This is a genomic window from Pseudotabrizicola sediminis (assembly GCF_004745575.1).
In the GTDB taxonomy this organism is placed as follows: Bacteria; Pseudomonadota; Alphaproteobacteria; order Rhodobacterales; family Rhodobacteraceae; genus Pseudotabrizicola; species Pseudotabrizicola sediminis.
The window spans coordinates 107,992-130,405 of record NZ_RPEM01000005.1 but is presented as its reverse complement, the minus strand read 5'-3'; the positions used below and the strand labels follow the sequence as shown (position 1 = coordinate 130,405).

General features: G+C 64.3%; 23 protein-coding genes. 6 read left to right on the top strand and 17 right to left on the bottom strand.

What is annotated here, in order from left to right; translation table 11 throughout:
- Nucleotides 1-43 precede the first annotated feature (43 nt).
- The gene (locus EEB11_RS08940) at nt 44-1,522 is read left to right on the top strand and encodes an NAD-dependent succinate-semialdehyde dehydrogenase (RefSeq protein ID WP_135430424.1); all 1,479 of its coding nucleotides are present in this window, start codon (nt 44-46) and stop codon (nt 1,520-1,522) included.
- Nucleotides 1,523-1,600: 78 nt separating this feature from the next.
- On the opposite strand, the gene EEB11_RS08935 is transcribed toward EEB11_RS08940, so the two are convergent.
- The 6 genes from EEB11_RS08935 to EEB11_RS08910 all read right to left on the bottom strand — a co-directional run bounded on the left by EEB11_RS08935 (nt 1,601) and on the right by EEB11_RS08910 (nt 8,336).
- Nucleotides 1,601-2,173 carry a DUF1190 domain-containing protein gene (locus tag EEB11_RS08935; RefSeq protein ID WP_135430422.1) on the bottom strand — a complete coding sequence of 191 codons (573 nt, stop codon included), beginning with the start codon at nt 2,171-2,173 and terminating at the stop codon, nt 1,601-1,603.
- Between the two features lie 4 nt (nt 2,174-2,177).
- A complete protein-coding gene (locus EEB11_RS08930; RefSeq protein WP_135430420.1) occupies nt 2,178-3,359 on the bottom strand; it encodes a glutathionylspermidine synthase family protein in 1,182 nt (393 codons plus the stop codon).
- A gap of 98 nt (nt 3,360-3,457) precedes the next feature.
- Nucleotides 3,458-3,694 carry an Lrp/AsnC ligand binding domain-containing protein gene (locus EEB11_RS08925; protein WP_135430418.1) on the bottom strand — a complete coding sequence of 79 codons (237 nt, stop codon included), beginning with the start codon at nt 3,692-3,694 and terminating at the stop codon, nt 3,458-3,460.
- Nucleotides 3,695-3,750: 56 nt separating this feature from the next.
- A complete protein-coding gene (locus tag EEB11_RS08920; RefSeq protein WP_135430416.1) occupies nt 3,751-5,295 on the bottom strand; it encodes an ATP-dependent DNA helicase in 1,545 nt (514 codons plus the stop codon).
- Nucleotides 5,296-5,554: 259 nt separating this feature from the next.
- Nucleotides 5,555-6,847, bottom strand: a complete 1,293-nt coding sequence (ccrA, locus tag EEB11_RS08915) for a crotonyl-CoA carboxylase/reductase (protein WP_135430414.1) — start codon at nt 6,845-6,847, stop codon at nt 5,555-5,557.
- 142 nt (nt 6,848-6,989) lie between these two features.
- Entirely contained in the window at nt 6,990-8,336 is a 1,347-nt protein-coding gene (locus EEB11_RS08910) for a 1-acyl-sn-glycerol-3-phosphate acyltransferase (protein WP_135430412.1), read from the bottom strand.
- Nucleotides 8,337-8,525: 189 nt separating this feature from the next.
- On the opposite strand from EEB11_RS08910, the gene EEB11_RS08905 reads away from it, so the two are divergent.
- The 4 genes from EEB11_RS08905 to EEB11_RS08890 all read left to right on the top strand — a co-directional run bounded on the left by EEB11_RS08905 (nt 8,526) and on the right by EEB11_RS08890 (nt 13,772).
- Complete coding sequence (locus tag EEB11_RS08905; protein ID WP_135430410.1) at nt 8,526-10,496, top strand: protein meaA; 1,971 nt, start codon at nt 8,526-8,528, stop codon at nt 10,494-10,496.
- Between the two features lie 261 nt (nt 10,497-10,757).
- The gene (gene deoD, locus EEB11_RS08900) at nt 10,758-11,459 is read left to right on the top strand and encodes a purine-nucleoside phosphorylase (protein WP_135430408.1); all 702 of its coding nucleotides are present in this window, start codon (nt 10,758-10,760) and stop codon (nt 11,457-11,459) included.
- A gap of 3 nt (nt 11,460-11,462) precedes the next feature.
- Nucleotides 11,463-12,776 carry a serine hydroxymethyltransferase gene (glyA, locus tag EEB11_RS08895; protein WP_135430406.1) on the top strand — a complete coding sequence of 438 codons (1,314 nt, stop codon included), beginning with the start codon at nt 11,463-11,465 and terminating at the stop codon, nt 12,774-12,776.
- A 12-nt stretch (nt 12,777-12,788) separates the two neighbouring features.
- Nucleotides 12,789-13,772, top strand: coding sequence for an aldo/keto reductase (locus EEB11_RS08890; RefSeq protein ID WP_135430404.1), 984 nt, complete (start codon nt 12,789-12,791; stop codon nt 13,770-13,772).
- A gap of 71 nt (nt 13,773-13,843) precedes the next feature.
- On the opposite strand, the gene EEB11_RS08885 is transcribed toward EEB11_RS08890, so the two are convergent.
- The 4 genes from EEB11_RS08885 to EEB11_RS08870 all read right to left on the bottom strand — a co-directional run bounded on the left by EEB11_RS08885 (nt 13,844) and on the right by EEB11_RS08870 (nt 16,421).
- Complete coding sequence (locus EEB11_RS08885) at nt 13,844-14,704, bottom strand: urea carboxylase-associated family protein (RefSeq protein WP_135430402.1); 861 nt, start codon at nt 14,702-14,704, stop codon at nt 13,844-13,846.
- A 24-nt stretch (nt 14,705-14,728) separates the two neighbouring features.
- Nucleotides 14,729-15,703: a glutathione S-transferase family protein gene (locus EEB11_RS08880; protein WP_135430400.1), complete on the bottom strand. Its 975-nt coding sequence runs from the start codon at nt 15,701-15,703 to the stop codon at nt 14,729-14,731.
- Between the two features lie 127 nt (nt 15,704-15,830).
- Nucleotides 15,831-16,022, bottom strand: a complete 192-nt coding sequence (locus EEB11_RS08875; protein ID WP_135430398.1) for a hypothetical protein — start codon at nt 16,020-16,022, stop codon at nt 15,831-15,833.
- A gap of 3 nt (nt 16,023-16,025) precedes the next feature.
- Nucleotides 16,026-16,421 (bottom strand): BLUF domain-containing protein, encoded by a 396-nt coding sequence (locus EEB11_RS08870; RefSeq protein WP_135430396.1) that lies wholly within the window; start codon nt 16,419-16,421, stop codon nt 16,026-16,028.
- 121 nt (nt 16,422-16,542) lie between these two features.
- Between EEB11_RS08870 and EEB11_RS08865 the strand changes: the two genes are divergently transcribed.
- A complete protein-coding gene (locus EEB11_RS08865) occupies nt 16,543-17,013 on the top strand; it encodes a hypothetical protein (RefSeq protein ID WP_135430394.1) in 471 nt (156 codons plus the stop codon).
- Here the strand turns inward: EEB11_RS08865 and EEB11_RS08860 are convergent.
- From EEB11_RS08860 to EEB11_RS08830, 7 genes are all read right to left on the bottom strand, one after another.
- A complete protein-coding gene (locus EEB11_RS08860) occupies nt 16,982-17,758 on the bottom strand; it encodes a succinate dehydrogenase iron-sulfur subunit (RefSeq protein WP_135430392.1) in 777 nt (258 codons plus the stop codon). The two genes, EEB11_RS08865 and EEB11_RS08860, sit on opposite strands and share 32 nt — an antisense overlap.
- 3 nt (nt 17,759-17,761) lie before the next feature.
- Nucleotides 17,762-18,058, bottom strand: a complete 297-nt coding sequence (locus tag EEB11_RS08855) for a hypothetical protein (protein ID WP_135430390.1) — start codon at nt 18,056-18,058, stop codon at nt 17,762-17,764.
- Nucleotides 18,055-18,369: a hypothetical protein gene (locus EEB11_RS08850; protein WP_135430388.1), complete on the bottom strand. Its 315-nt coding sequence runs from the start codon at nt 18,367-18,369 to the stop codon at nt 18,055-18,057. Before EEB11_RS08850 ends, EEB11_RS08855 begins: the two co-directional genes overlap by 4 nt.
- A gap of 122 nt (nt 18,370-18,491) precedes the next feature.
- Nucleotides 18,492-20,294 (bottom strand): succinate dehydrogenase flavoprotein subunit, encoded by a 1,803-nt coding sequence (gene sdhA, locus EEB11_RS08845; protein ID WP_135430386.1) that lies wholly within the window; start codon nt 20,292-20,294, stop codon nt 18,492-18,494.
- Nucleotides 20,295-20,304: 10 nt separating this feature from the next.
- On the bottom strand, nt 20,305-20,676 hold the full coding sequence (gene sdhD, locus EEB11_RS08840) for a succinate dehydrogenase, hydrophobic membrane anchor protein (protein WP_135430384.1): 372 nt from the start codon (nt 20,674-20,676) through the stop codon (nt 20,305-20,307).
- A 12-nt stretch (nt 20,677-20,688) separates the two neighbouring features.
- Nucleotides 20,689-21,075, bottom strand: a complete 387-nt coding sequence (gene sdhC, locus EEB11_RS08835; protein ID WP_135430381.1) for a succinate dehydrogenase, cytochrome b556 subunit — start codon at nt 21,073-21,075, stop codon at nt 20,689-20,691.
- A 202-nt stretch (nt 21,076-21,277) separates the two neighbouring features.
- Nucleotides 21,278-22,330 carry a MaoC family dehydratase gene (locus EEB11_RS08830; RefSeq protein ID WP_354002092.1) on the bottom strand — a complete coding sequence of 351 codons (1,053 nt, stop codon included), beginning with the start codon at nt 22,328-22,330 and terminating at the stop codon, nt 21,278-21,280.
- Between the last annotated feature and the right edge of the window lie 84 nt (nt 22,331-22,414).

The window sequence follows — 22,414 nt, the reverse complement described above, 5'->3', positions numbered from 1 at the left end:
CGCGCATGCTTTGCATGGGTCAAACCGAAATGGGAGACCCCACATGCTCGATTCCGTGACCGATCTGGCGTCGCTGTTGAAAGACCCGACGCTGCTCGCATCCAAGGCCTATGTCGCAGGCGACTGGATCGACGCCGATGATGGCGACACCTTCGCCGTGGTGAACCCGGCCCGTGGCGACGAAATCGCGCGCGTGCCCAACCTTGGCCGGGCCGAGACCGCCCGCGCCATCGCCGCCGCCAATGTCGCGATGAAAGACTGGGCCGCCCGCACCGGCAAGGAACGCAGCGTCGTGCTGCGCAAATGGTTCGACCTGATGATGGAAAATCAGGACGATCTGGGCAAGATCCTGACCGCAGAAATGGGCAAACCCCTTGCCGAAGCCAAGGGTGAAGTCGCCTATGGTGCATCCTTCATCGAATGGTTCGGCGAAGAGGCCAAGCGCGTCTACGGCGAAACCGTCCCCGGCCACCAGCGCGACAAGCGCATCACGGTGCTCAAGCAACCCATCGGCGTGGTGGGCTCGATCACCCCATGGAACTTCCCCAACGCCATGATCGCCCGCAAGGCCGGCCCGGCCCTTGCCGCAGGCTGCGGCTTCGTCGCCCGCCCTGCAGCAGAAACCCCGCTCTCCGCCCTCGCCATGGCGGTGCTGGGCGAACGCGCGGGTCTGCCCAAGGGCATCCTGTCGATCATCACCTCAAAGAAATCCTCCGACATCGGCAAGGAGTTCTGCGAAAACCCGGTCGTGCGCAAACTCACCTTCACCGGATCGACCGAGGTGGGCCGCATCCTGCTGCGGCAGGCGGCAGAGCAGGTGATGAAATGCTCGATGGAACTGGGCGGCAACGCGCCTTTCATCGTGTTTGACGATGCCGATCTGGATGCCGCCGTCGCCGGTGCCATGATGTCGAAATTCCGCAACAACGGCCAGACCTGTGTTTGCGCCAACCGCATCTATGTGCAGGCCGGGGTTTACGATGCCTTTGCCGAAAAGCTGCAGGCCGCCGTGGCAAAAACCCGCGTGGGCGATGGCTTGTCCGAAGACGTGCAATTCGGCCCGCTGATCAATGCCGCCGCGATTGACAAGGTCGAGGAACACATCGCCGACGCCACCGCCAAAGGCGCCAAGATCGAAACCGGCGGCAAACGCCACGCGCTGGGCGGCAACTTCTTTGAACCCACCATCCTCACCGGCGTCACCGATGACATGATGGTCACCACCGAAGAAACCTTCGGCCCGCTGGCACCCCTGTTCAAGTTCGACACCGAAGAGGAAGTCGTGGCCAAGGCCAATGACACCATCTTCGGCCTTGCCAGCTATTTCTACAGCCGCGAGATCGGCCGCATCACCCGCGTGCAAGAGGCGCTGGAATACGGCATTGTCGGCGTCAACACCGGCATCATCAGCACGGAAGTCGCCCCCTTTGGCGGCGTCAAGCAATCCGGCCTTGGCCGCGAAGGCAGCCACCACGGCATGGATGACTACATGGAGCTGAAATACGTCTGCCTGTCGATCTGACCGGCAAAGCGAAAGGGCGGCCCGTCAACCGGGCTGCGCCTGCAGTGACAAAAAGGGGGCAAAGCGCCCCCTTTTTCTTCAGCTGCCAACCGACCGCGTTGCCGCTGATCCGCCAAAACCGCCCCGGCTGGCCACGGCGGCCCGGCTCATCGGGGGCTGCCCTGCGGTGGTTGGCCCTTTGGCAAAGGCCGTAGCACCCATCTTGCCGGTCGAGTTCAGCCGTGAAAGCTGGGTGCCGCCCGTCGGCGTCGCATAGCCGCCCCCGGCCTTTGGCACCACGGGTTGCGCCATCGCGCGCCCGCCGCCCAGCGCCTGCCCGATCAGATAGCCAGCCAGCAGCGGCATGAAGATGCTGCCGCCGCCGCCCGACCCGGCCACTGTATCGCCCCCGCAATTCCCGGCCCCGTGCTCTTGCTCGCACAACTCCTGGCTTTCATAACGCGGCGCGGTTTCGGCATGAACGGCCTGCGCGTCGGCAAAGGTGGTTTCGCAATCTTCGCGGGTGAACCAGCCACCCTGCGCCGCCGCCGCCGTGCAGCTTTCGATATCCGGAAAGGCCGCCGCATCGGTCTGTTCTTCCTGCTGGCAGGCGGCCAGCCCAAAGGCCGCTGCCCCCAGAATCCCCAGCGATACCGCGCGTGATCGTTTCATGGCTCTACCCCTCAATGAAATGCGGCTTGAACCGCGACAGGTCTTGCGTGATCAGGGCGCGGTCTTCGCGCACGCCCAGCCCCACGCAGGTTTCCCCGACAACCCAGGCCCCGATCACCGGGCGAAATCCGCCCATCACCGGCAAGGGCGCATAGGCCTGCACGATCATCGGATGCCGGTCGTATTCGCGGTTCGTCGCCCGCTCCAGCACCCGCCCCTGCGTGGTGATCGTCACCGACGCCCCCTCGCGCGAGAAGATAGGCTTGGTCACATGCCCCGCCAGCATCAGATGCGCCGCATCGGCCAGCCCCTTGGTATCATCGGCAAAAAATGATGGCAGCAGGTTCGGATGGCCCGGAAACATCTGCCACAACACCGGCAGGATTGCCTTGTTGGACACCAGCGCCTTCCACGGCGGTTCAATGAACCGGCACTGTGCGCTTGCCAGATGCGCCGAGAATTCATCGGCAAACAGGTCTTCCCACGGATACAGCTTGAACAGCGTGCCGATCACCCGGTCGTCGGCATCGGTGAACTGCCCGTCCTCACTGATCCCGATTTTCTCAAGGTCGGTGTAATGCGCCCCCATCCCAGCCTCGCGCGCGGCCCAGGCCATGGTTTCCACCGTGGCGTAATCCTCGGGCGCGCCGGACATGGCGGCGAAATGCAGATCGGTGTCGGCGGGGAAAATCTCGGCAAACCGCTCCACCAGCGCCTCGTGCAGCCGGTTGAACTGGTCCGACCCCTCGGGCAGCACCCTTGCTGCCAGCTGATCCTCATACCAAAGCCATTGGAAACTGGCACTTTCATACAGCGATGTCGGCGTATCGGCGTTGTATTCCAGCAGCTTGGCCGGGCCCTTGCCATCATAGGCCAGATCGAACCGGCCATAAACCTCCGGCTCCCCCGCCTCCCAACTGTCACGGATGAACTCCCACCGCAGGCGCGGCAGCCCCATCCGCTCCATCAGCGCCTCATCGGCCAGCACTTTGCCCACCGCCTCACGGCACATGGCGTGCAATTCGGTGCAGGGGTCCTCAACCCGGCCCTCGATCTCCTCCAGCGAAAACGCATAGGCCGAGGTTTCGTCCCAATAGGGCTCGCCATGCATATCGGCGAAGGTAAAGCCAAGCTCTGCCGCCTTTGCACGCCAGTCGGGGCGTTCGGGCAAGGTGATACGGTCCAAATCTCTCTCCTCTGGTCGCCATTCATATGGCGGCGCAGTGGCCACAAGGCAACCGCGACTGACGCATCCGTGTCGATATGTCCGGCCAGAACCCGTGGTCAGAACGTCCGGAACGTCATGGTTGTCAGGGTGCGGCTGATGCCCGGAATGTCGAACAGCGCGGTGTTCAGGAACTGGCCCACATCTTCCTCGTCGGGGATATAGACTTTGGCCATCAGGTCATATTCGCCGCTGGTCGAATACATCTCTGACACCACTTCGCGGTCCCAGATGGCACTGGCCACCTCATAGGTCTTGCCGGGGGTGCAGCGGAACTGAACGAATACGCAGCGCATGGGGGCCTCCTGTCGTTGTGCCGCACCCTAGCGCGCGGCACGCCCTTGGAAAAGGGTCAGCCGTCGGTTTGCGTGGTCAACCTCAGCGGCACCGTGGCAGGCTTCAGATCATCCACCACCAGCGGCCCCAAAGGCCGCGCCAACCGCGCCCGCACCACCCAGAACAGCCGCTTTTCCGCCCGCGTGATCGCCACATAGGCCAGCCGCTTCCACAGCGGCAATCCGGCCTCACTCCGCCCCGCTTGGGCTGCCGCAAACAGATCGGGCGCAAACACCTGCACATTCTCCCACTGCGACCCTTGCGCCTTGTGAATGGTCACCGCCGCCCCGTGCAGAAACGCCGCCCCCATCGTGGCCGCCGACGCAATGAACGGCTCATCCTCATCGGGGCGTTCAATCTTGATGATGCTGGCGGCTGACACCTGCGGGTCTTCGGCCCCCACCACATGGATCTTGGCAAAGCCGGGCCGGTTGCCGGGGCCAAGGTAAATCACCTGCGCCCCCTTGATCAGCCCCCGCGCCTCCAGATCAATGCGCTTTTTCCGATGCTTCAGCGGCAGCTCGATCCCGTCGCAGATCAGCGGCTCGCCCGGCAGCAGCGCATCGTCGGGCGCACCATGCGCTGCCCGGAACGCGGTGATCAACCTGATCCGCGTCGCATTGCGCCACACCAGCGCGGGCGAGCGTGCCATCATGTCGGCATCCACCCGCTCCGCCCAGACCACCCGCTCATCGCGTTTTGATGCGTCCTCCACCATCCGCTCGAACGCATCGAACCCGATATCCGGGTCCGCCAAGGCATGCGCCAGATCCAGAATCGGGTTGTCCTGCGCCTGCCGGTGGACCCGGCTCAGCATCAGCTTCTTGGTATCCCCCAGCCGGTCAAACACCATGCTGCCCGACTGCCCCACCGGCGCAAGCTGTGCGGGGTCGCCAAACAGAACCAGCGTCGGAAAAATCTCGCGCAGGTCGTCAAACTGCCGCTCATCCAGCATCGAGGATTCGTCGATGAACCCCACATCCAGCGGCTCTTCGCGCCGCTTCCAACCCTTGATGAAGTCAGACCCGCGCAAGCCCGCTGCGGCCAGGGCCCCCGGAATCGAGGCGATTTGTTGATAAAACGCAAAGGCCCGGTCCAGCGCCAGATCGGGCAGATCCTCGATCACCGGGCGGTCGCCCACCCCGGTCAGCCATTCGGCAATCTTCTCATATTGCGGGTCATAAAGCGGCGTATAGAGGATGCGGTGAATGGTCGTCGCCGGAACCCCGCGCATCCGCAGCACCGACGCCGCCTTGTTGGTCGGTGCCAGCACCGCCAAAGTGCGCCGTTCGCGCCTGCGCTTGCCCTCATAATCGCCCGAGACAATCTCGACGCCCGCGTCGATCATCGCCCGCGTCAACTGCGCCAGCAGCATGGTCTTGCCCGACCCCGCCTTGCCCATCACGGCCAGCACGGTCGATTTCCCTTCCCCCGGCGGCGTCAGCCCACCGTGAACAAGATCAATCCCCGCCGCCAACAGATCAGCCGCCACCCGGTCATGCGCTTCGGCCTGATCGTCGGAAAGGGTCAACAAGGCCGGGGCGCGTGCGAGCGTGTTCATGCGCGCGACCATAAGGCCAAGCCCCGCCCTGCACCAGAGGGCGGGCGGCAAAACTCAGCCCCACCAGAACGCGCGCCCGCCTTCACCAGGCGGTAGGGCGGGGTTCACCCCGCCACACCCCCCAAACACTCCCGCGCAATCCGGGTCTCACCCCGCACCCGCCGTCTCAGCCCCACCAGAACGCGCGCCCGCCTTCACCAGGCGGTAGGGCGGGGTTCACCCCGCCACACCCCCCAAACACCCCCGCGCACCCGCCGTCTCAGCCCCGCCGGCTGGCCTCCAGCGTATCATCAAACGTCCGCAGCCCCGTCACCGGCGCCTGCACCAGCACGGCCATATTGCCCGGCTTGTGCTGGTTGCGCAGCATCTTGGTATGGGCTTTGGGCAGATCGGCCCAGGGGAACACTTCCGACATGCAGGGGTCCAGCCGCCGTTCGACCATCAGCTTGTTGGCCGCCGCCGCCTGTTTCAGATGCGCAAAATGGCTGCCCTGCAAGCGCTTCTGATGCATCCACATATAGCGCACGTCAAAGGTGCAGTTGAACCCGCTGGTGCCCGCGCAGATCACCACCATGCCGCCCTTCTTGCACACAAGGCTGCTGACCGGAAACGTCGCCTCGCCCGGATGCTCGAACACCATGTCGACATTCACACCCTTGCCGGTGATGTCCCAGATTGCCTTGCCAAACCGGCGCGCCTCGGCAAACCACGTGGCGTATTCCGGGCTGCCCACCTTCGGCAACTGACCCCAGCACTTGAAGTCATTGCGGTTGATCACGCCCTTGGCGCCCATCGACATCACGAAGTCGCGCTTGCTTTCGTCGCTGATCACGCCGATCGCATTGGCCCCCGCCGTGTTGATCAGCTGGATCGCATAAGACCCAAGCCCTCCCGACGCCCCCCAGACCAGCACATTCTGCCCGGGCTTCAGGTCATGCGGCTCATGCCCGAACAGCATCCGGTAGGCGGTGGCAAGGGTCAGCGTGTAGCAGGCCGACTCCTCCCATGTCAGGTGCTTGGGCCGCGGCATCAGCTGCTGCGCCTGCACCCGGGTGAACTGTGAGAATGACCCATCCGGCGTCTCATAGCCCCAGATCCGCTGGCTGGTGGAAAACATCGGGTCGCCGCCGTTGCATTCCTCATCATCGCCGTCGTCCTGATTGCAGTGGATCACCACCTCATCGCCAACCTTCCAGCGTTTGACCTTGTCCCCCACCGCCCAGACAATGCCCGACGCGTCCGACCCGGCAATGTGATAGGGCTGCTTGTGGCTGTCAAACGGGCTGATCGGCTGGCCAAGGCCCGCCCAGACGCCGTTGTAATTGATGCCCGCCGCCATCACCAGCACCAGCACCTCGTTGCTGTCGATGGTCCAGGTGTCCACCACCTCCTGCAGCATCGCCACCTCCGGCTCGCCATGCCGTTCGCGGCGGATCGCCCAGGCATACATCTGGCGGGGCACATGGCCCAGGGGCGGCATTTCGCCCATCTCGTACAGGTCTTTCCGTGGCGCCTCATAGGCGGCGATGGCGGGTTGGGTGTCCAGAGCCATTGGGGCCTCCATCCAGGGGTTCAGATATGCCGCACTGCAGAATCGGCGCGGATATGACCCAAGGATTATGAAGCATCGCGCAACATTGCAATAGTCTGATGGCGTTTTTTGTAACTTTATGTCTGCTGCGTCGCAGAAAAACCTAATCAGAGGCCGAAGCCTGCAACCGCTGCCGCACCGGTGCCGCATAAAACGCCAGCAAATCCTGCATCTCCGGCACAACTGCGCCACCGGCGTCCAGAATACCGCGCCTGCGCAGCATGGCCCGTCCCTCCGCCTCGGCCTGCACCGCCCCCGCGGGCGGCAAACGCATCACCGCCCCCACCGCCTCCAGCCGCACCACCAGATCGGCGACCGACACCCCCATGACCAGCGAGGCCGCCACCAGCGGCACCGCCAGCACCGGCACCACCCGCTCCACCTCGCCCATCAGCCGCACGCCTAGGCCCTCCAGATCGCCCCCCGCCGCCTGATGGTCGCGCAAGCTGACCGGCGCGCCAAACCCCGCCGCCGCCGTGCCGAACAGAAACCGGCTGCCGCCCGCGCGCTTCACCCCCACCCGCAGCGCCTCCCACAGCACCCGCAGCAGCGGCGCGCGGAACCGCCGCCCGCCCTCGCGCGCGGCGCGCACCAGCAGCGCATCCTCCAGCACCCGGTCATAGGCCAGCCCCACCGGCACAAACACTACATCGCGCCCGCCTTTTTCGACCCCGGCCGGATCAAACCCCGCCCAGATATACGAAAGCAGCCCCATCCGCGCCGCGCCCACGCAGCCAGTCAGGCTCAGCCGTCCTTCGGGAAACACCGCCTGCGTGGTGCCTTCCGCCGTTGTCATCTGCACATAGCGCGACAGCACCCGGCGATAGAGCGCGTTGTGATTGCCCCGCCGGATGAAATAGGCCCCCATCGCCCGGATCAGGCGGCTCAGCGGCCAGACCCGCGCCCATTCCCCCACCGCATAGGAAATCGCGGCCCGCCCCGACACCAGCCAGGTCACCAGCACGTAATCCATGTTGCTGCGATGGTTCATCACGAAAATCACCGTGGCGCGCGGATCAATCGTGCGCGCGGCCTCGGCCACCACGCCCACCCGCACCCGGAAGAACACTGCCGACAGGGCCCGCGCCGCCCGTGTGGCAAAGCCGAAATAGAACAGCGCCGAAAACCCCGGCACAATCTCGCGCGCATAGTCGCGTGCCTCTTCCAGCGCCACCTCACCCGGCACGCCGGTCGCCGCCGCATGTTCCGCCACCGCCTCCAGCACGGCGGGGTCATACAGCAGCCGCACCACCATATCCTGCCGCCGCATCAGCTTGAACGGCTCGATCTTGCGCTCCAGCCGTGCATTAACCCGTGCCAGCAACCGCTCCAGCCTGCGCCGGAAAAACCAGCGCACCCCCGGCCCGATCACGCGGTCCAGGGCCGCAACTCCGGGCAGCGCAAACAGCACCACCACCAGCCATACAGGGATCTCGATCGTCTGAAACATCCCCCAACCCTACCCAAACCCCGCGCCCGCGCAAATGAATTGCGGCTGTCCGAGCGCACCGCACCGGGCGCGCACCGCGCCCTCCCCTGAAATGCCGCAACGCAGCGAATTGACAACGCCAGAATATTTCCCCTATCTGGCACAAAGCGAAACAATATTGCGCAGATGAGTCGCGCGATGGAGGCCAAAATGACCGCCCAGACCCAAAAAGACGCGCCCTGGCTGTTCCGCACCTATGCCGGGCATTCCACCGCCTCTGCCTCCAACGCGCTCTACCGCAACAACCTGTCCAAGGGGCAGACCGGGCTGTCGGTCGCCTTCGACCTGCCCACGCAAACCGGCTACGACTCCGATCACGAACTGGCCCGCGGCGAGGTTGGCAAGGTCGGCGTCCCCGTCGCGCACCTTGGCGACATGCGCGCGCTGTTCGATGCCATCCCGCTTACCCAAATGAACACCTCGATGACCATCAACGCCACAGCACCCTGGCTGCTGGCGCTCTATATCGCGGTGGCCGAGGAACAGGGGGCCGATGTGGCGGCGCTCAACGGCACCGTGCAGAATGACCTGATCAAGGAATACCTGTCGCGCGGCACCTATATCTGCCCGCCCAAACCGTCGCTCCGCATGATCACCGACGTCGCCGCCTACACGCAGAAGCACCTGCCCAAATGGAACCCGATGAACGTCTGCTCTTACCATCTGCAAGAGGCGGGGGCGACGCCCGAACAGGAACTGGCCTTTGCGCTGGCCACCGCCTGCGCGGTGCTTGATGATCTGAAAGGGAAAGTTTCGGCCGAAGATTTCCCCAATATGGTCGGCAGAATATCGTTTTTTGTCAACGCGGGCATCCGCTTTGTGACCGAGCTGTGCAAGATGCGCGCCTTTGTCGACCTGTGGGACGAGATCACTGAACAGCGATACGGCATCACCGACGCCAAATACCGCCGCTTCCGCTATGGCGTCCAGGTCAACTCGCTGGGCCTCACCGAACCGCAGCCCGAAAACAACGTCTACCGCATCCTGATAGAGATGCTGGCCGTGACCCTGTCGAAAAACGCCCGCGCCCGCGCCGTGCAACTGCCCGCGTGGAACGAAGCGCTGGGCCTGCCCCGCCCGTGGGATCAGCAATGGTCGCTGCGCATGCAGCAGATCCTGGCCTATGAAACCGATCTGCTGGAATATGACGACCTGTTCGACGGCAACCCGGCCATCGACCGCAAGGTGACAGCTCTCAAGGAAGGTGCCCGCGCCGAACTGGCGCAGATCGACGCCATGGGCGGTGCCGTCGCCGCCATCGAGTATATGAAATCCCGTCTGGTCGAGGCCAATGCCGACCGCATCGCCCGCATTGAATCTCAGGAAACCACCGTCGTCGGCGTCAACCGCTTCACCACGACCGAGCCGTCGCCGCTCACCACCGGCGACGGCAGCATCATGGCCGCCGACCCCAAGGCCGAGGCCGACCAGATCGCCCGCCTGCAGGCATGGCGCAGCGCGCGTGATGCCGCCGCCGTCACATCCGCCCTCGCCGCACTGGCCGCCGCCTGCAAAGATGGCACCAACGTCATGCCCGCCTCCATCGAATGCGCCCGCGCCGGCGTCACCACCGGCGAATGGGGCGCGGTGGTGCGCCGGGCCTTTGGCGAATACCGCGCCCCCACCGGCGTCAGCCGCAACCCGTCAAACCGCACCGAAGGGCTGGAGCCGATCCGCGAGGCTGTGGCCACCCTGTCATCAAAACTCGGCCGCCCGCTGAAATTCCTCGTCGGCAAACCGGGCCTCGACGGCCATTCCAACGGCGCCGAACAGATCGCCGCCCGCGCCCGCGATTGCGGGATGGACATCCATTACGAAGGCATCCGCCTGACCCCATCCGAAATCGTCGCCGCCGCTGTGGATCAAGAGGCCCACGTCGTCGGCCTGTCGATCCTGTCGGGCAGCCACATCCCCCTGATCACCGAAACCCTCGCCCTGATGCGGGCAGCGGGCCTTGCGCACATCCCGCTGGTCGTCGGCGGCATCATCCCCGAAGCCGACGCCGCACAGCTCCGCGCGCTGGGCGTGGCGGCGGTCTACACGCCGAAGGATTTCGAGCTGAACCGCATCATGCTCGACATCGTCGGGCTGGTAGATGCCGCCCCCATCGCCGCCGAATAGGGCGCGGCCAGCGCCCGGAACTGGCACATCAGACCCGCACAAACGTCATGACATAAGCCATACACGAACCACACGCGGGCCAGACCAGACACATACCTGAAATACTCCACCTTTTCAGTCCCTTGCCCCCGCAAACACCCCGCCCCCGCCACCTCAGGGAAAGGGAGCGGAAAAGTGGCCCCAAGCGCCGCTCCGCAATCACGCTTGCCCTCGCCAGCCGAACCAAGCACAACTTGGCCAGATGCATCCAAAGGGCCCAACATGACCTTTCACATCGGCGCAAAGCCGGGCGAGATCGCCGAAACCTGCCTCCTGCCCGGCGACCCCTACCGCGCCCGCTGGGCCGCCGAACGGTTTCTGGACGCCCCCCGGCTGGTGTCGGAAACCCGCGGCATGTTGGCCTATACCGGCACCTGGCGGGGCAACCCGGTTACCCTTCACGGCACCGGCATGGGGATGCCCTCGATCTCTATCTACGCCAATGAGCTGATCCGCGATTACAATGTGCAGACCCTGATCCGCGTCGGCTCTTGCGGGGCTATGCAGCCGCATATCGCCCTGCGCGACATCGTCCTGGCACAGGCCGCCTCTACCATCGGCTCACCTTCTTCCAGCATCTTCCGCGAGATGCGCTTTGCCCCCGTTGCCGATTTCGGCCTGCTGTCAAAGGCTTACGCCGCCGCCACTGGTCCGGTGCATGTGGGTGGCATCTTCACCTCCGACACGTTCTACGACGAACGCACCGACCTGAGCGACCAGTTGCAGCGCCACGGCTGCCTCGCGGTAGAGATGGAAACGGCCGAGCTTTACACCCTGGCCGCCCGGTACCAGCGCCGCGCGCTGGCCATCCTCACCGTGTCCGACCACATCCTGACCCGCGCCGCCCTGCCAAGCGCCGAGCGTGAAACCAGCTTTGCCGATATGATCCACATGGCCCTGCACGCAGCCTTTGCCCAAGGATAGCCGATGCCCCACCAAGCCCCCCGCCCCTGGGTGCCGACCGATGCCTATATCCAGTCCCTCGCCGCCCGCGTCGCCGCCCCCTCACCGCAGGTGAACGCGCGGATCGAGGCACTGATCGCGCAGAACCTGCAGATCCACGACGAGGATTGCTTCAACCTCAACCCCGCCACCAATGTGATGAACCCGCGCGCCGAAGCCGCCTTGTCGCGCGGGCTGGGAAGTCGCCCAAGCCTCGGATATCCCGGCGATAAGTACGAAATGGGGCTGGAGGCGATCGAGGAAATAGAGGTCATCGCCGCCGAACTTTCCTGCGAAATCTTCGGGGCCTCCTACGCCGAAATCCGCGTCGGGTCGGGCGCGCTGGCCAACCTCTACGGCTTCATGGCACTGGCCAAACCCGGCGATTGCATCATCGCGCCACCCGGCAGCATCGGCGGCCACGTCACCCACCATGCCGCCGGCTGCGCGGGCCTTTATGGCCTGACAACCCATCCCGCCCCGGTCAACCCCGATGGCTATACCATTGATCTGGCTGGCTTGCGCACCCTCGCCCAACAGACCCGCCCCAGAATCATCACCATCGGCGGCAGCCTCAACCTGTTCCCCCACCCTGTCGCCGAAATCCGCGCCATCGCCGATGAGGTCGGCGCATACGTCCTGTTCGACGCCGCCCATCAATGCGGCATCATCGCCGGGGGCACCTGGGGCAATCCATTGCACATGGGCGCGCATCTGATGACGATGAGCACCTATAAATCCCTCGGCGGCCCGGCGGGCGGCCTGATCGTCACCAATGATGCCGCCATCGCCCAACGTCTTGAACAGATTGCCTTTCCCGGCATGACTGCCAATTTTGACGCCGCCAAATCAGCCGCCCTCGCGATCACTCTTCTCGACTGGCGCGACCATGGCGCAGCCTATGCCCAAGCCATGGTCGCCCTGTCGCAAGCCCTCGCCCGCGACCTGGCCGCCCTCGGCCTGCCGGTCTTTGCCGCCGACCGGGGGGCCACGCAAACCCACCAGTTCGCGATTGAAGCCGCAGGCTTCGGCGGCGGGCAGGCAGCCTCAAAGACACTGCGCAAGGCCGGGTTCCTCGCCTGTGGCATCGGCCTGCCGATTGCAGATGTCCCCGGTGACATGAACGGGTTGCGCATCGGCACGCCGGAACTGGTGCGCCGGGGCGTCACCCCCGCCGACGCCCCGGCGCTGGCCGCCCTGATCGCGGACGCCTTGCGCTCCAACGCGCCCGAAACCCTCGCCCCGCGCACCAGGGCGCTGCGGGCCCGCTTTACCGGGCTGCACTACATCACCCCCTGACCGGAGACCGCCATGAAACACCGCCACCTTGGGGCCAATGGCCCCCGTGTCTCTGCAATCGGTCTGGGCTGCCTGTCCTTTGGCGGGATCTTCGGGGGCACCACCACTGACGCCTCCCTCGCCTGCCTTGATGCCGCCTGGGACCATGGCATCACCTTCCTCGACGTCGCCAACATCTATGGCAACGGCGTGTCGGAAAGCGTGATCGGTGAGTGGCTTGGCACCCGCAAACACCGCCCGGTGATCGCGACCAAAGCCGCCATTGTTCAGGGCGAAACCCGTGGCATCAACAATAGCGCAGCCCACCTGCGCGCCGAGCTTGAAGGCTCGCTCAAACGGCTGGGCGTCGACCATGTCGACCTGTTCTACCTGCATCGCCACGACCCCGGCACGCCGATCGAAGAGGTGGCGCAGACCATGGCGACACTGATGACTGAGGGCAAGATCGGTGGCTATGGCCTGTCCGAAGTTGCGCCCTACACCCTGCGCCGCGCCCATGCGGTGCATCCGGTGATGGCGGTGCAGAACGAATACTCGCTCTGGACCCGCCAGCCCGAACTGGGGATGATCCAGACCTGCGCCGACCTCGGCGTGTCCTTCATCCCGTTCTCGCCGCTGGCGCGCGGGGCGTTCGGCACCCCGATGGCAGACCCCGACCAATGCGACCTTGGCCCGTTCCGCAGCCAGATCCCCCGGTTCAGCCCGGAATACTGGCCGCTGAACAAACCAAAACTGCTGGCCTTCCAACAGCTTGCCGCCGACATGCGCCATAACCCCGCGGCGCTGGCCTTGGCATGGTGCCTGCACAAGGGCGATCACCTGATCCCGATCCCCGGCACCCGCACCGCCTCCCACCTCGCCGCGTGGGCGCAGGCCCCCGACATCACGCTCTCCGCCGCCGATCTGCACCAGATCGAAACCACGCTCCCCGTCGGCTGGGCCGCCGGCGACCGCTACAACGACGCGATGGCATCCTCGGTCGAGCGGTATAGCTGATCCATCATCTGTTCAGAAATATCCTCGGGGGGGCGCGGCACGCGCGGGGGGCAGACAGCCCCCCTCACCGGTTACAGCCCGTGTGTCCGGTCATAGCCATTCGCCGCACTCACCTGCCAGCCCAGCAGCGCGGTATGCGGCTTGAACACCTGCACCAGCAGCGGATAACACGCGGCCCGGTCCGACGAATGAACAGTCGAACAATCCCCACCCGGACAGGCTGACAACCCGCCCAAAAGGTCCATCCCGGCAAAGAATTCAATGAAATCACCCGGCCGCACCGGGCTGGCCTTCATGAAATACTGCCCGGTATCGCGGGTAAACCCGGTGCACATGAACACGTTCAGCACATCATGCACATGCAACTCTGCCTCGGCCAGCGGCATCCCCATCCGCTCCGCCAAGGCACGCGTCAGGTTGGAATGGCAGCAATGGTGGTACTGCCCGCCCGCCAGAAGGTTGTGCGTATAGGGGTCGCAGCGGGTGCCGATCACATCATGCACCCCACCGCCGAAATCATCAAAGCCGTACCAGTCCAGCGTATCCTCGGTGATCAGCGCCATTTCCCGCAGGTACGGCAGGTTTGACCACATCCTGTCCCCCGCGCTCAGATGCGTGCCGTGCAAAGCCCTTGTTTTGCCGCTGTAAAACCGCTCATGCAGATCATGCGCGTTCCACAGGTTCAGATCGCCGACCTGCGGCCCTTCCACGCTTGTGATGCGAAAGAAATGCCCCGCAGGCACATCAAAGCACCGCGCCTCGCGCGCGGGCACCAGCACCTCGGCCACCATCTCCCACCCGTCGCGCGCCGCGATATAGGGGCCAAGGCCGGGTGCGGGCAACCCCTCCACCGGATAGCAGATCACCGGCTTCACCGCCCGGCGCGCGGCGGCATCTTCGGGGGCCGCATGGGCGGGCAGGTCTGGTTTCACACGAAAGCTCCTGAAAAAGGCACGTCAGCCGCGCCCGTGCGGCGCAGTGTAATCCAGCACCGGATTGATCGGAATGATCCGGTTCGGATTGATGGTGTCATGGCTGTAATGATAATGCCGCACGAAATGATCGACCCGCACAGTATCGGCCACGCCTGGCACCTGATACAGCTCACGCGTGAACCCCAACAGGTTCGGGTAGTCAATGATCCGACGACGATTGCATTTGAAATGCAGGTGATACACCGGATCAAACCGGATCAGCGTCGGAAACAGCCGCCAGTCGGCCTCGGTCAGCCTGTCGCCCATCAGGTACCGGTTGGCCCCCAGATGCGCCTCCAGCCAGTCAAGGCTGTCAAACAGCGCCCCCACGCCCTTGTCATAGGCATGTTGCGTGGTGGCGAACCCGGCCTTGTAGACCCCGTTGTTCACCGTGTCGTACACGCGGGCATTGATCGCCTCGATCCCGTCACGCAGCGCTTCGGGCCAGTAGTCATCGGCATTTCCGGTCACCTCGTCAAAGGCGGAATTGAACATGCGGATGATCTCGGCAGATTCGTTGCTGACAATCCGGCCCGTCTGCGTGTCCCACAGCACCGGCACTGTCACCCGTCCCGACATATCGGGCGTGTCGCGCAGATAGACATCGCGCAGGAAAGGCAATTCAAACTGCCGGTCCCCGGTGGTGCCGGGAAAATCGGTATCAAAGGTCCAGCCATCCGACAGCATGTCGGGGTGCACCACGGAAACCGGGATATGGTCGCTCAGCCCCTTCAGCGCGCGAAAGATCAGCGTGCGATGCGCCCAAGGACAGGCAAGCGAGACATACAGATGATAGCGCCCACTTTCCGCCCTGAACCCGCCGGTCCCCGATGGCCCGGCCGAACCATCCGCCGTCACCCAGTTGCGAAACCGCGATTCATTGCGCTCGAACGCGCCGCCGGTCTTGGCCGTATCATACCACTCGTCATGCCAGACCCCGTCAACCAACTGTCCCATACCACTCCCTTTATGTCTGCTCCGGACGCAAATGCTAACACCCCCGGCCCCGTGCGGCCACGCGTTATCCGGGCTCTGGCCCTGCGCTGACGCACAAGACCTTGCACGAAGCCGGGCACGGTGGCGTCTATGCCTTTGGCCGCAGGCAATCGCGTGGCTCCACTGCACCCGGCACCACAGCCCCACAGGCAACACAACGCCACTGGCCCGCCGATTGTTCCTGCCGCCACCTGCAGGCACGCGTCAGCGTCGAGGTGCGCCTTGTGATCCACATGTAGGCCAGAACCGACAGCAGCAGGATCAGCAGCAGCAGCGGCACGCCTCAACCCACCAGTTGCGCAAACACCGCCAGCACCGCTGCCTCATCCGCGCGCTCGGGCACCCCATCCGCGACCTCTTCGCGCGACCAGATCAGGCTGGTCGCCGGGTCGTCCTTCATCGCCCAGCCTGCGAACATGCGCTGATCATCCGCGATCACCCGGCACAGCAATTCGCGCACCTCAAGATGCCGGTCATCCTTGCGGATGCGCGCATAGGCCGCCTCGACCAACGGAGCCGGACCTTCGAGCAATTGCAAGAACACATCGTCCCGGCAGATCAGCGCGCCGGTAATGTCATCGCGCGTGTTGCAGCGCCGGGCATCGAACAGAATGGCGGTCAGCGTCGGCTGGTCAAAGCCAAAGGGCCGCGAGGCATAGACAAGTTGTAACAGCGGCATGGAGCGTTCCTTGTATCTTTGCACGGATGCTAGCCGGATGATTGTGCGAGAACCAGAGCGAAGGCACCCGGGCCGACGCCGTTTACGGATCCTTCATATCTTGCCTGCAGCATTTGGTATCTTGCCCGCAGCGCTGAGTGGAAAGGAAAGGACCATGCTGCCAAAAATTTCATTGCCCCCTCCCACAATTTCCATGCGTTCGGCTGTCATGCTGTTGCAAACACAGGTCGCGGCGGCCAAGGTTCCGCCAGACGCCAAAAGTATCGCGGTTGAACAGTCCCAGGCTGCAAAAGGGCTGGAAAAGCTGCTGCATTATGCCCGCACCGCAGAGGCGCTCGCCACCCGCACCACGCCGTCGGCAGGTGACAGTGGTGGCCGGTCGGCGATCATGCCAGATGCCCACATCTCTCTCGCACAGGCCAGCGCCCTTTCGGCGCTTGGGGCCACGTCTGTGGTGCGCCTCTCCCCGCCCGATGGACCGGATACCACTTTCCACCGCATGGTCACCGAAATGCAAAACGGCCCCGGATCTACCGGGGCCGTTTTGCAATCAGCGTGGGTCACACCACCCGTTCGACCATCATCTTCTTGATCTCGGCAATCGCCTTGGCCGGGTTCAGCCCCTTGGGGCAGGTCTTGGCGCAGTTCATGATGGTGTGGCACCGGTACAGCTTGAACGGATCTTCCAGATCATCCAGACGCTCGCCCGTCGCCTCATCCCGGCTGTCGATGATCCAGCGATAGGCGTGCAGCAAGGCCGCAGGCCCCAGATACTTGTCGCCGTTCCACCAATACGATGGGCAAGACGTGCTGCACGACGCGCACATCACGCATTCGTACAAACCGTCCAGCTTTTCGCGGTCTTCGATCGACTGGCGCCACTCTTTCGCGGGCCGGTTGGTCTTGGTTTCCAGCCAGGGCATGATGCTGGCATGCTGGGCATAGAAATGCGTCAGATCGGGGATCAGATCCTTGATCACCGGCAGATGCGGCAACGGATAGATCTTCACATCGCCCTTCACCTCGTCCAGGCCATAGATGCAGGCGAGGGTGTTGATGCCATCGATGTTCATCGCGCAAGATCCGCAGATCCCCTCACGGCACGACCGGCGGAAGGTCAGCGTTGGGTCAATCTCGGTCTTGATCTTGATCAGCGCGTCCAGAATCATCGGGCCGCAGCTGTCCATATCGACGAAATAGGTGTCGACCTGCGGGTTTTTCCCGTCATCCGGGTTCCAGCGGTAAATCTGGAATTTCCGCACATTCTTGCCCTCCGGCTTCGGCCAGGTCTTGCCGGTGCGGATGGTGCTGTTTTTGGGAAGCGTGAATTGAACCATGGTTTATCCCTTCCATTCGGGAAATGAATAGAGCGGGCGGCTGGGGGCCTGCCCGGATTTCTGATAGACGCAAGAGTCGTAAACCGCAGACGGATCACGCCCCATGATAAAATCGGACGTGACCTCCAGCTTGATGCGCCCGACGGCCCTCCCGCCAGTGCCGACACCCGCCGCAACCTCACCACGCGGCTGTTGCGCCAGCCGGGCGCGCTGAAGACACTCCCGCTCGGCCTGCGGCAAAGGGACTGGCCCACAGGCCAGCAGCATGAGCGGCAGCCCCATAACCAGCACGCGCCTCATGTCCGCACCTGTGGCACGCCGTTGGCGGCAAAACAGGCACCGGCCTCGGGGCGCAAGGCGATGCCGCGGATCGTGGCCTTGGTCGACGACCCCGCCACCACCGCCACATCCCGCGCCAGGGCCTGCACCTCTGCCGCCGTTGCATTGCGCACGATGCAATCGGTGGCCCGCTGCGCCAGCGGTGTCGGCATGTCCAGCTGCACCACCGGCAACACCACCGTGGCGGCAAGGCGCCGCCCGGCCTGATCGGCCACCTGCTGCGGATCGCAGGCTGCCAGCAGCATCAAAGACGACAATACAATCCAACGCATCTGCACCACCCTTTGCACGTTTCCGCGCACAGGATGACGCAAGGGCCCCGCCACGCCAGCCCCCGGCGCCGCACATTTGCGTGCAGCGGCGGAAACGGGCCGATGTGCCGGGCGCTGGTGCATCAGAACTTCCGCTCTGCCGGGGCGATTTTCTTGAGGCTGATGCCGCCTTCGGCTTCCGTCGTCAGCGGGTCGGTGTGCACGGCCCGATAGCTCATCCTCACCGATGCGCCATCGACATGCGCAAGGCTGTGCTTGCGCCAGTTGGCATCATCGCGCGTCGGATAATCCTCATGCGCATGGGCGCCGCGGCTTTCGGTCCGGGCATGCGCGCCATAGATGGTGGCCAGCGCATTCGGCATCAGGTTGGTCAGTTCCAGCGTCTCCATCAGGTCGCTGTTCCAGATCAGGCTGCGGTCGGTGACCTTCAGATCCGCCACACGACCGGCGATTTCGGTCATCTTGCGCTCGCCTTCCGCAAGGGTCTTGTCGGTGCGGAACACCGCTGCATCGGCCTGCATGGTCTTTTGCATGTCCAGCCGCAGTTCGGCCGTGCCGATCGCGCCGTTCGCGTGGCGCAACCCGTCAAAGCGCGACAGCGCCCGGTCCACTTCGGCCACGTTGGTCGCCGGTGTCGCCGCCTCCGGGTCCACCACCTTGCCGGCACGGATGGCCGCCGCGCGGCCAAACACCACAAGGTCGATCAGGCTGTTCGACCCCAGCCGGTTCGCGCCATGAACGCTTGCACAGCCCGCCTCGCCCACGGCCATCAGGCCGGGGAAGATCGCATCGGGGTTATCCGCAGTGGGGTTCAGCACCTCACCCCAGTAATTCGTCGGGATGCCGCCCATGTTGTAGTGCACGGTCGGCAGCACCGGGATCGGTTCCTTGGTCAGGTCAACGCCGGCAAAGATGCGCGCGCTTTCGGAAATCCCCGGCAGGCGCAGATCCAGCGTTTCCTTCGGCAGGTGGTTCAGGTGCAGGCTGATATGGTCGCCATTCGCCCCCACGCCCCGGCCTTCGCGAATCTCCAGCGTCATGCAGCGCGACACGTAATCGCGCGGTGCCAGATCCTTGTAATGCGGGGCATAGCGTTCCATGAATCGCTCGCCTTCGGAATTGGTCAGATACCCGCCCTCGCCGCGGGCACCTTCGGTGATCAGACAGCCGGAGCCATAGATGCCGGTCGGGTGGAACTGCACGAATTCCATATCCTGCAGCGGCAGACCCGCCCGCGCCACCATGCCACCACCGTCACCGGTGCAAGTGTGTGCGCTCGTCGCAGAAAAATACGCCCGGCCGTAGCCACCCGTGGCCAGCACCACCATCTTGGCGTTGAACACATGCATGGTGCCGTCATCCAGCTTCCACGCCACCACGCCGGTGCAGCGACCATCGGTGATGATCAGGTCCAGCGCGAAATATTCGATATAGAATTCCGCATTGTTCTTGAGCGATTGCCCATACAGCGTGTGCAGGATCGCATGCCCCGTGCGGTCAGCCGCCGCACAGGTGCGCTGCACCGGCGGGCCTTCGCCATACTCGGTCGTATGGCCGCCGAACGGGCGCTGATAGATCTTGCCCTCTTCGGTGCGCGAAAACGGCACGCCGTAATGTTCAAGCTCGTACACGGCCTTGGGGGCTTCGCGCGCCAGATATTCCATCGCATCGGTATCGCCCAGCCAGTCCGAACCCTTGACGGTATCGTACATGTGCCATTGCCAACTGTCCGGGCCCATATTGCCCAAAGACGCGGCGATGCCGCCCTGTGCGGCGACCGTGTGGCTGCGGGTCGGGAACACCTTGGTCACGCAGGCCGTACGCAGCCCCTGCTCTGCCATGCCCAGCGTGGCGCGCAAGCCAGCACCACCCGCGCCCACCACAACCACATCATAGTCGTGCACTTCATAAGGATAAGCCGTCATGTTCTTTCCTTCACAACGCCATGCGCGCCAGGGCAAACAGCCCCGTCGCCGCCACGACCCACGCCAGACAGGTCACCAGAATGACCGCCACTTTCCGCGCAGTCCCCTGGGCGTAATCTTCAATCATCATCTGCGCGCCACTGGCAAAGTGCTTCATCCCCGCCACCAGCAACAGCGCCGTCAGGATCGCCGGGAACGGGCGCGAGAAGGTGGCCACCACCTCTGCCTGCGTGCCGCCAAGCGCCGAGCCGAACACATACAGCCAGACCGGCATCAGCAGCGCCAGCCCCACCGCCGACACCTGCATCGCCCAATGATGCTCGGTCCCGGTGCCCGAAGCCCCCTTGCCAACGGCCCGCTTACGATCGGTCAAATACCGCATCTGCTTCGCCCCTTACTGAACCAGTATAATTGTGATCACGGTCAGCACGACCGACCCACCGATGACACCCCAGCCCAGCTTTTCCGCTGTCGGTATGTCCAGGCCCTTGCCCGCATCGAAATACAGATGCCGCAGACCCGCCAGATAGTGATACCACACCGCCCAGAGCGATCCGGTAAACACCAGATCCCCGAACCAGCTGGTCGCCACCGCATCTGCCGTTGCAAACATGTCTGCAGAGGTTGCCGCCGCCAACAGCCACCACACCGCCAGCATCGTGCCCACAATCAGCGCGTTTCCGGTGATCCGCGTCAGGATCGAGGTGATAGAGGTCAGTTGCGGCCGGTAAATCTGCAAATGCGGGGAAAGCGGCCGCTTGGCCTGCTTGACGTTCGCCATCTCGGTTTCCTTCGTCGCTGGCTGGTCCCGGGTCCGTCAACTGGTCCGGTCCGGGGCGCGCTTCGGTTGATCACTTACTGAATAGCGCTTTTTTCCGGCCTGTCACGTCTTGCAATGCCGCATCCGCAGCATTTTAGCGATAACATCGGAAATATTCCGGCTTTGTGATCACGAATTTTCCAGCTGTGATCACAACACGCCCCTACCGCGGCATCAGCGCCCAATAGTCCAGATCCAGCAGCACCTCGGGCATATACTTGCCATCCGCACCGCGCAGGTCAAAGGCCGCCCCGCGCGTCGCCACCAGCCGCAACCGCACCGCGCCCACGCCGGGGGCGCTGGTTTCCGCGCGGTCCAATACCTCGGACCAGGCCCGCACCGTATCGCCTGCAAAACAAGGGTTGGCATGGGCACCTGCATTCAGCGCCACGATCATCTGCGCATTGGCCAACCCGTTGAACGACAGCGCCCGCGCCAGACTGATGATATGCCCGCCATAGATCAGCCGCTTGCCATCGGTCCGCACCGTCGCATCGAAATGCACCTTGGCGGTGTTCTGCCACAGCCGCGTGGCCAGCATATGCTCGGCCTCTTCCACCGTCACGCCGTCCACATGGTCGATCTGCTCGCCCACCGTGTAATCGCCCCAACGGTGCCGCTCGCCGGCCAGTGCGAAATCATAGCGGGTGAAATCCAGCCCCTTTGGCAGCACCAGATCCTCTGGTACCACCACCGGCGCCAGCTGCGGCACCACCGCCGTCGGCGCGGGCGCGTCCAGCCGGCCTTTGCGCACCATCACCCAGCGTACATAGTCCAGCACCGGCGCGTCATCTTGATTGAAGCCGCGCGTGCGCACCCAGACCACGCCCGATGTCCCGCTGGAGTTTTCCTTCAGCCCGATCACCGTGCTCTGCGCCCGCAGGGTATCGCCCGGATACACCGGCTGCAGCCAGCGCCCCTCGGCATAGCCCAGATTGGCAATCGCGTTCAGGCTGATATCGGGCACGGTCTTGCCGAACACCGTATGGAACGCCGCCAGATCATCCATGGGCGACGCGGGCAGCCCGCAGCCTTGCGCAAACTGATCCGACGAATAAACCGCATGCCGCGCCGGATAGAGCGCGTGATACACCGCCCGCTCGCCGCCCGACAGGGTGCGCGGCACCGCATGGGCAATGGTTTCACCCAGCCGGTAATCCTCGAAAAAGCGCCCCGGGTTGGTTTTCACGGCCATCTCCTTCATCTGTTCAAACATATCGCGGGGGGCCGCCACCGGATAAGCCACCGGTCCGAAAAGCCGGCGGCGGCGGGGCTCGCCCCCCGGTTCGATGGGTCCCGT

Excerpts from the sequence above, each read along its gene's own strand:
- EEB11_RS08940 (WP_135430424.1), top strand. The coding sequence starts at position 44 with ATGCTCGATTCCGTGACCGATCTGGCGTCGCTGTTGAAAGACCCGACG.
- EEB11_RS08935 (WP_135430422.1), bottom strand. The coding sequence starts at position 2,173 with ATGAAACGATCACGCGCGGTATCGCTGGGGATTCTGGGGGCAGCGGCC.
- EEB11_RS08925 (WP_135430418.1), bottom strand. The coding sequence starts at position 3,694 with ATGCGCTGCGTATTCGTTCAGTTCCGCTGCACCCCCGGCAAGACCTAT.
- EEB11_RS08920 (WP_135430416.1), bottom strand. The coding sequence starts at position 5,295 with ATGAACACGCTCGCACGCGCCCCGGCCTTGTTGACCCTTTCCGACGAT.
- ccrA (WP_135430414.1), bottom strand. The coding sequence starts at position 6,847 with ATGGCTCTGGACACCCAACCCGCCATCGCCGCCTATGAGGCGCCACGG.
- EEB11_RS08910 (WP_135430412.1), bottom strand. The coding sequence starts at position 8,336 with ATGTTTCAGACGATCGAGATCCCTGTATGGCTGGTGGTGGTGCTGTTT.
- EEB11_RS08905 (WP_135430410.1), top strand. The coding sequence starts at position 8,526 with ATGACCGCCCAGACCCAAAAAGACGCGCCCTGGCTGTTCCGCACCTAT.
- deoD (WP_135430408.1), top strand. The coding sequence starts at position 10,758 with ATGACCTTTCACATCGGCGCAAAGCCGGGCGAGATCGCCGAAACCTGC.
- glyA (WP_135430406.1), top strand. The coding sequence starts at position 11,463 with ATGCCCCACCAAGCCCCCCGCCCCTGGGTGCCGACCGATGCCTATATC.
- EEB11_RS08890 (WP_135430404.1), top strand. The coding sequence starts at position 12,789 with ATGAAACACCGCCACCTTGGGGCCAATGGCCCCCGTGTCTCTGCAATC.
- EEB11_RS08880 (WP_135430400.1), bottom strand. The coding sequence starts at position 15,703 with ATGGGACAGTTGGTTGACGGGGTCTGGCATGACGAGTGGTATGATACG.
- EEB11_RS08870 (WP_135430396.1), bottom strand. The coding sequence starts at position 16,421 with ATGCCGCTGTTACAACTTGTCTATGCCTCGCGGCCCTTTGGCTTTGAC.
- EEB11_RS08860 (WP_135430392.1), bottom strand. The coding sequence starts at position 17,758 with ATGGTTCAATTCACGCTTCCCAAAAACAGCACCATCCGCACCGGCAAG.
- EEB11_RS08855 (WP_135430390.1), bottom strand. The coding sequence starts at position 18,058 with ATGAGGCGCGTGCTGGTTATGGGGCTGCCGCTCATGCTGCTGGCCTGT.
- EEB11_RS08850 (WP_135430388.1), bottom strand. The coding sequence starts at position 18,369 with ATGCGTTGGATTGTATTGTCGTCTTTGATGCTGCTGGCAGCCTGCGAT.
- sdhA (WP_135430386.1), bottom strand. The coding sequence starts at position 20,294 with ATGACGGCTTATCCTTATGAAGTGCACGACTATGATGTGGTTGTGGTG.
- sdhD (WP_135430384.1), bottom strand. The coding sequence starts at position 20,676 with ATGCGGTATTTGACCGATCGTAAGCGGGCCGTTGGCAAGGGGGCTTCG.
- sdhC (WP_135430381.1), bottom strand. The coding sequence starts at position 21,075 with ATGGCGAACGTCAAGCAGGCCAAGCGGCCGCTTTCCCCGCATTTGCAG.
- EEB11_RS08830 (WP_354002092.1), bottom strand. The coding sequence starts at position 22,330 with ATGTTTGAACAGATGAAGGAGATGGCCGTGAAAACCAACCCGGGGCGC.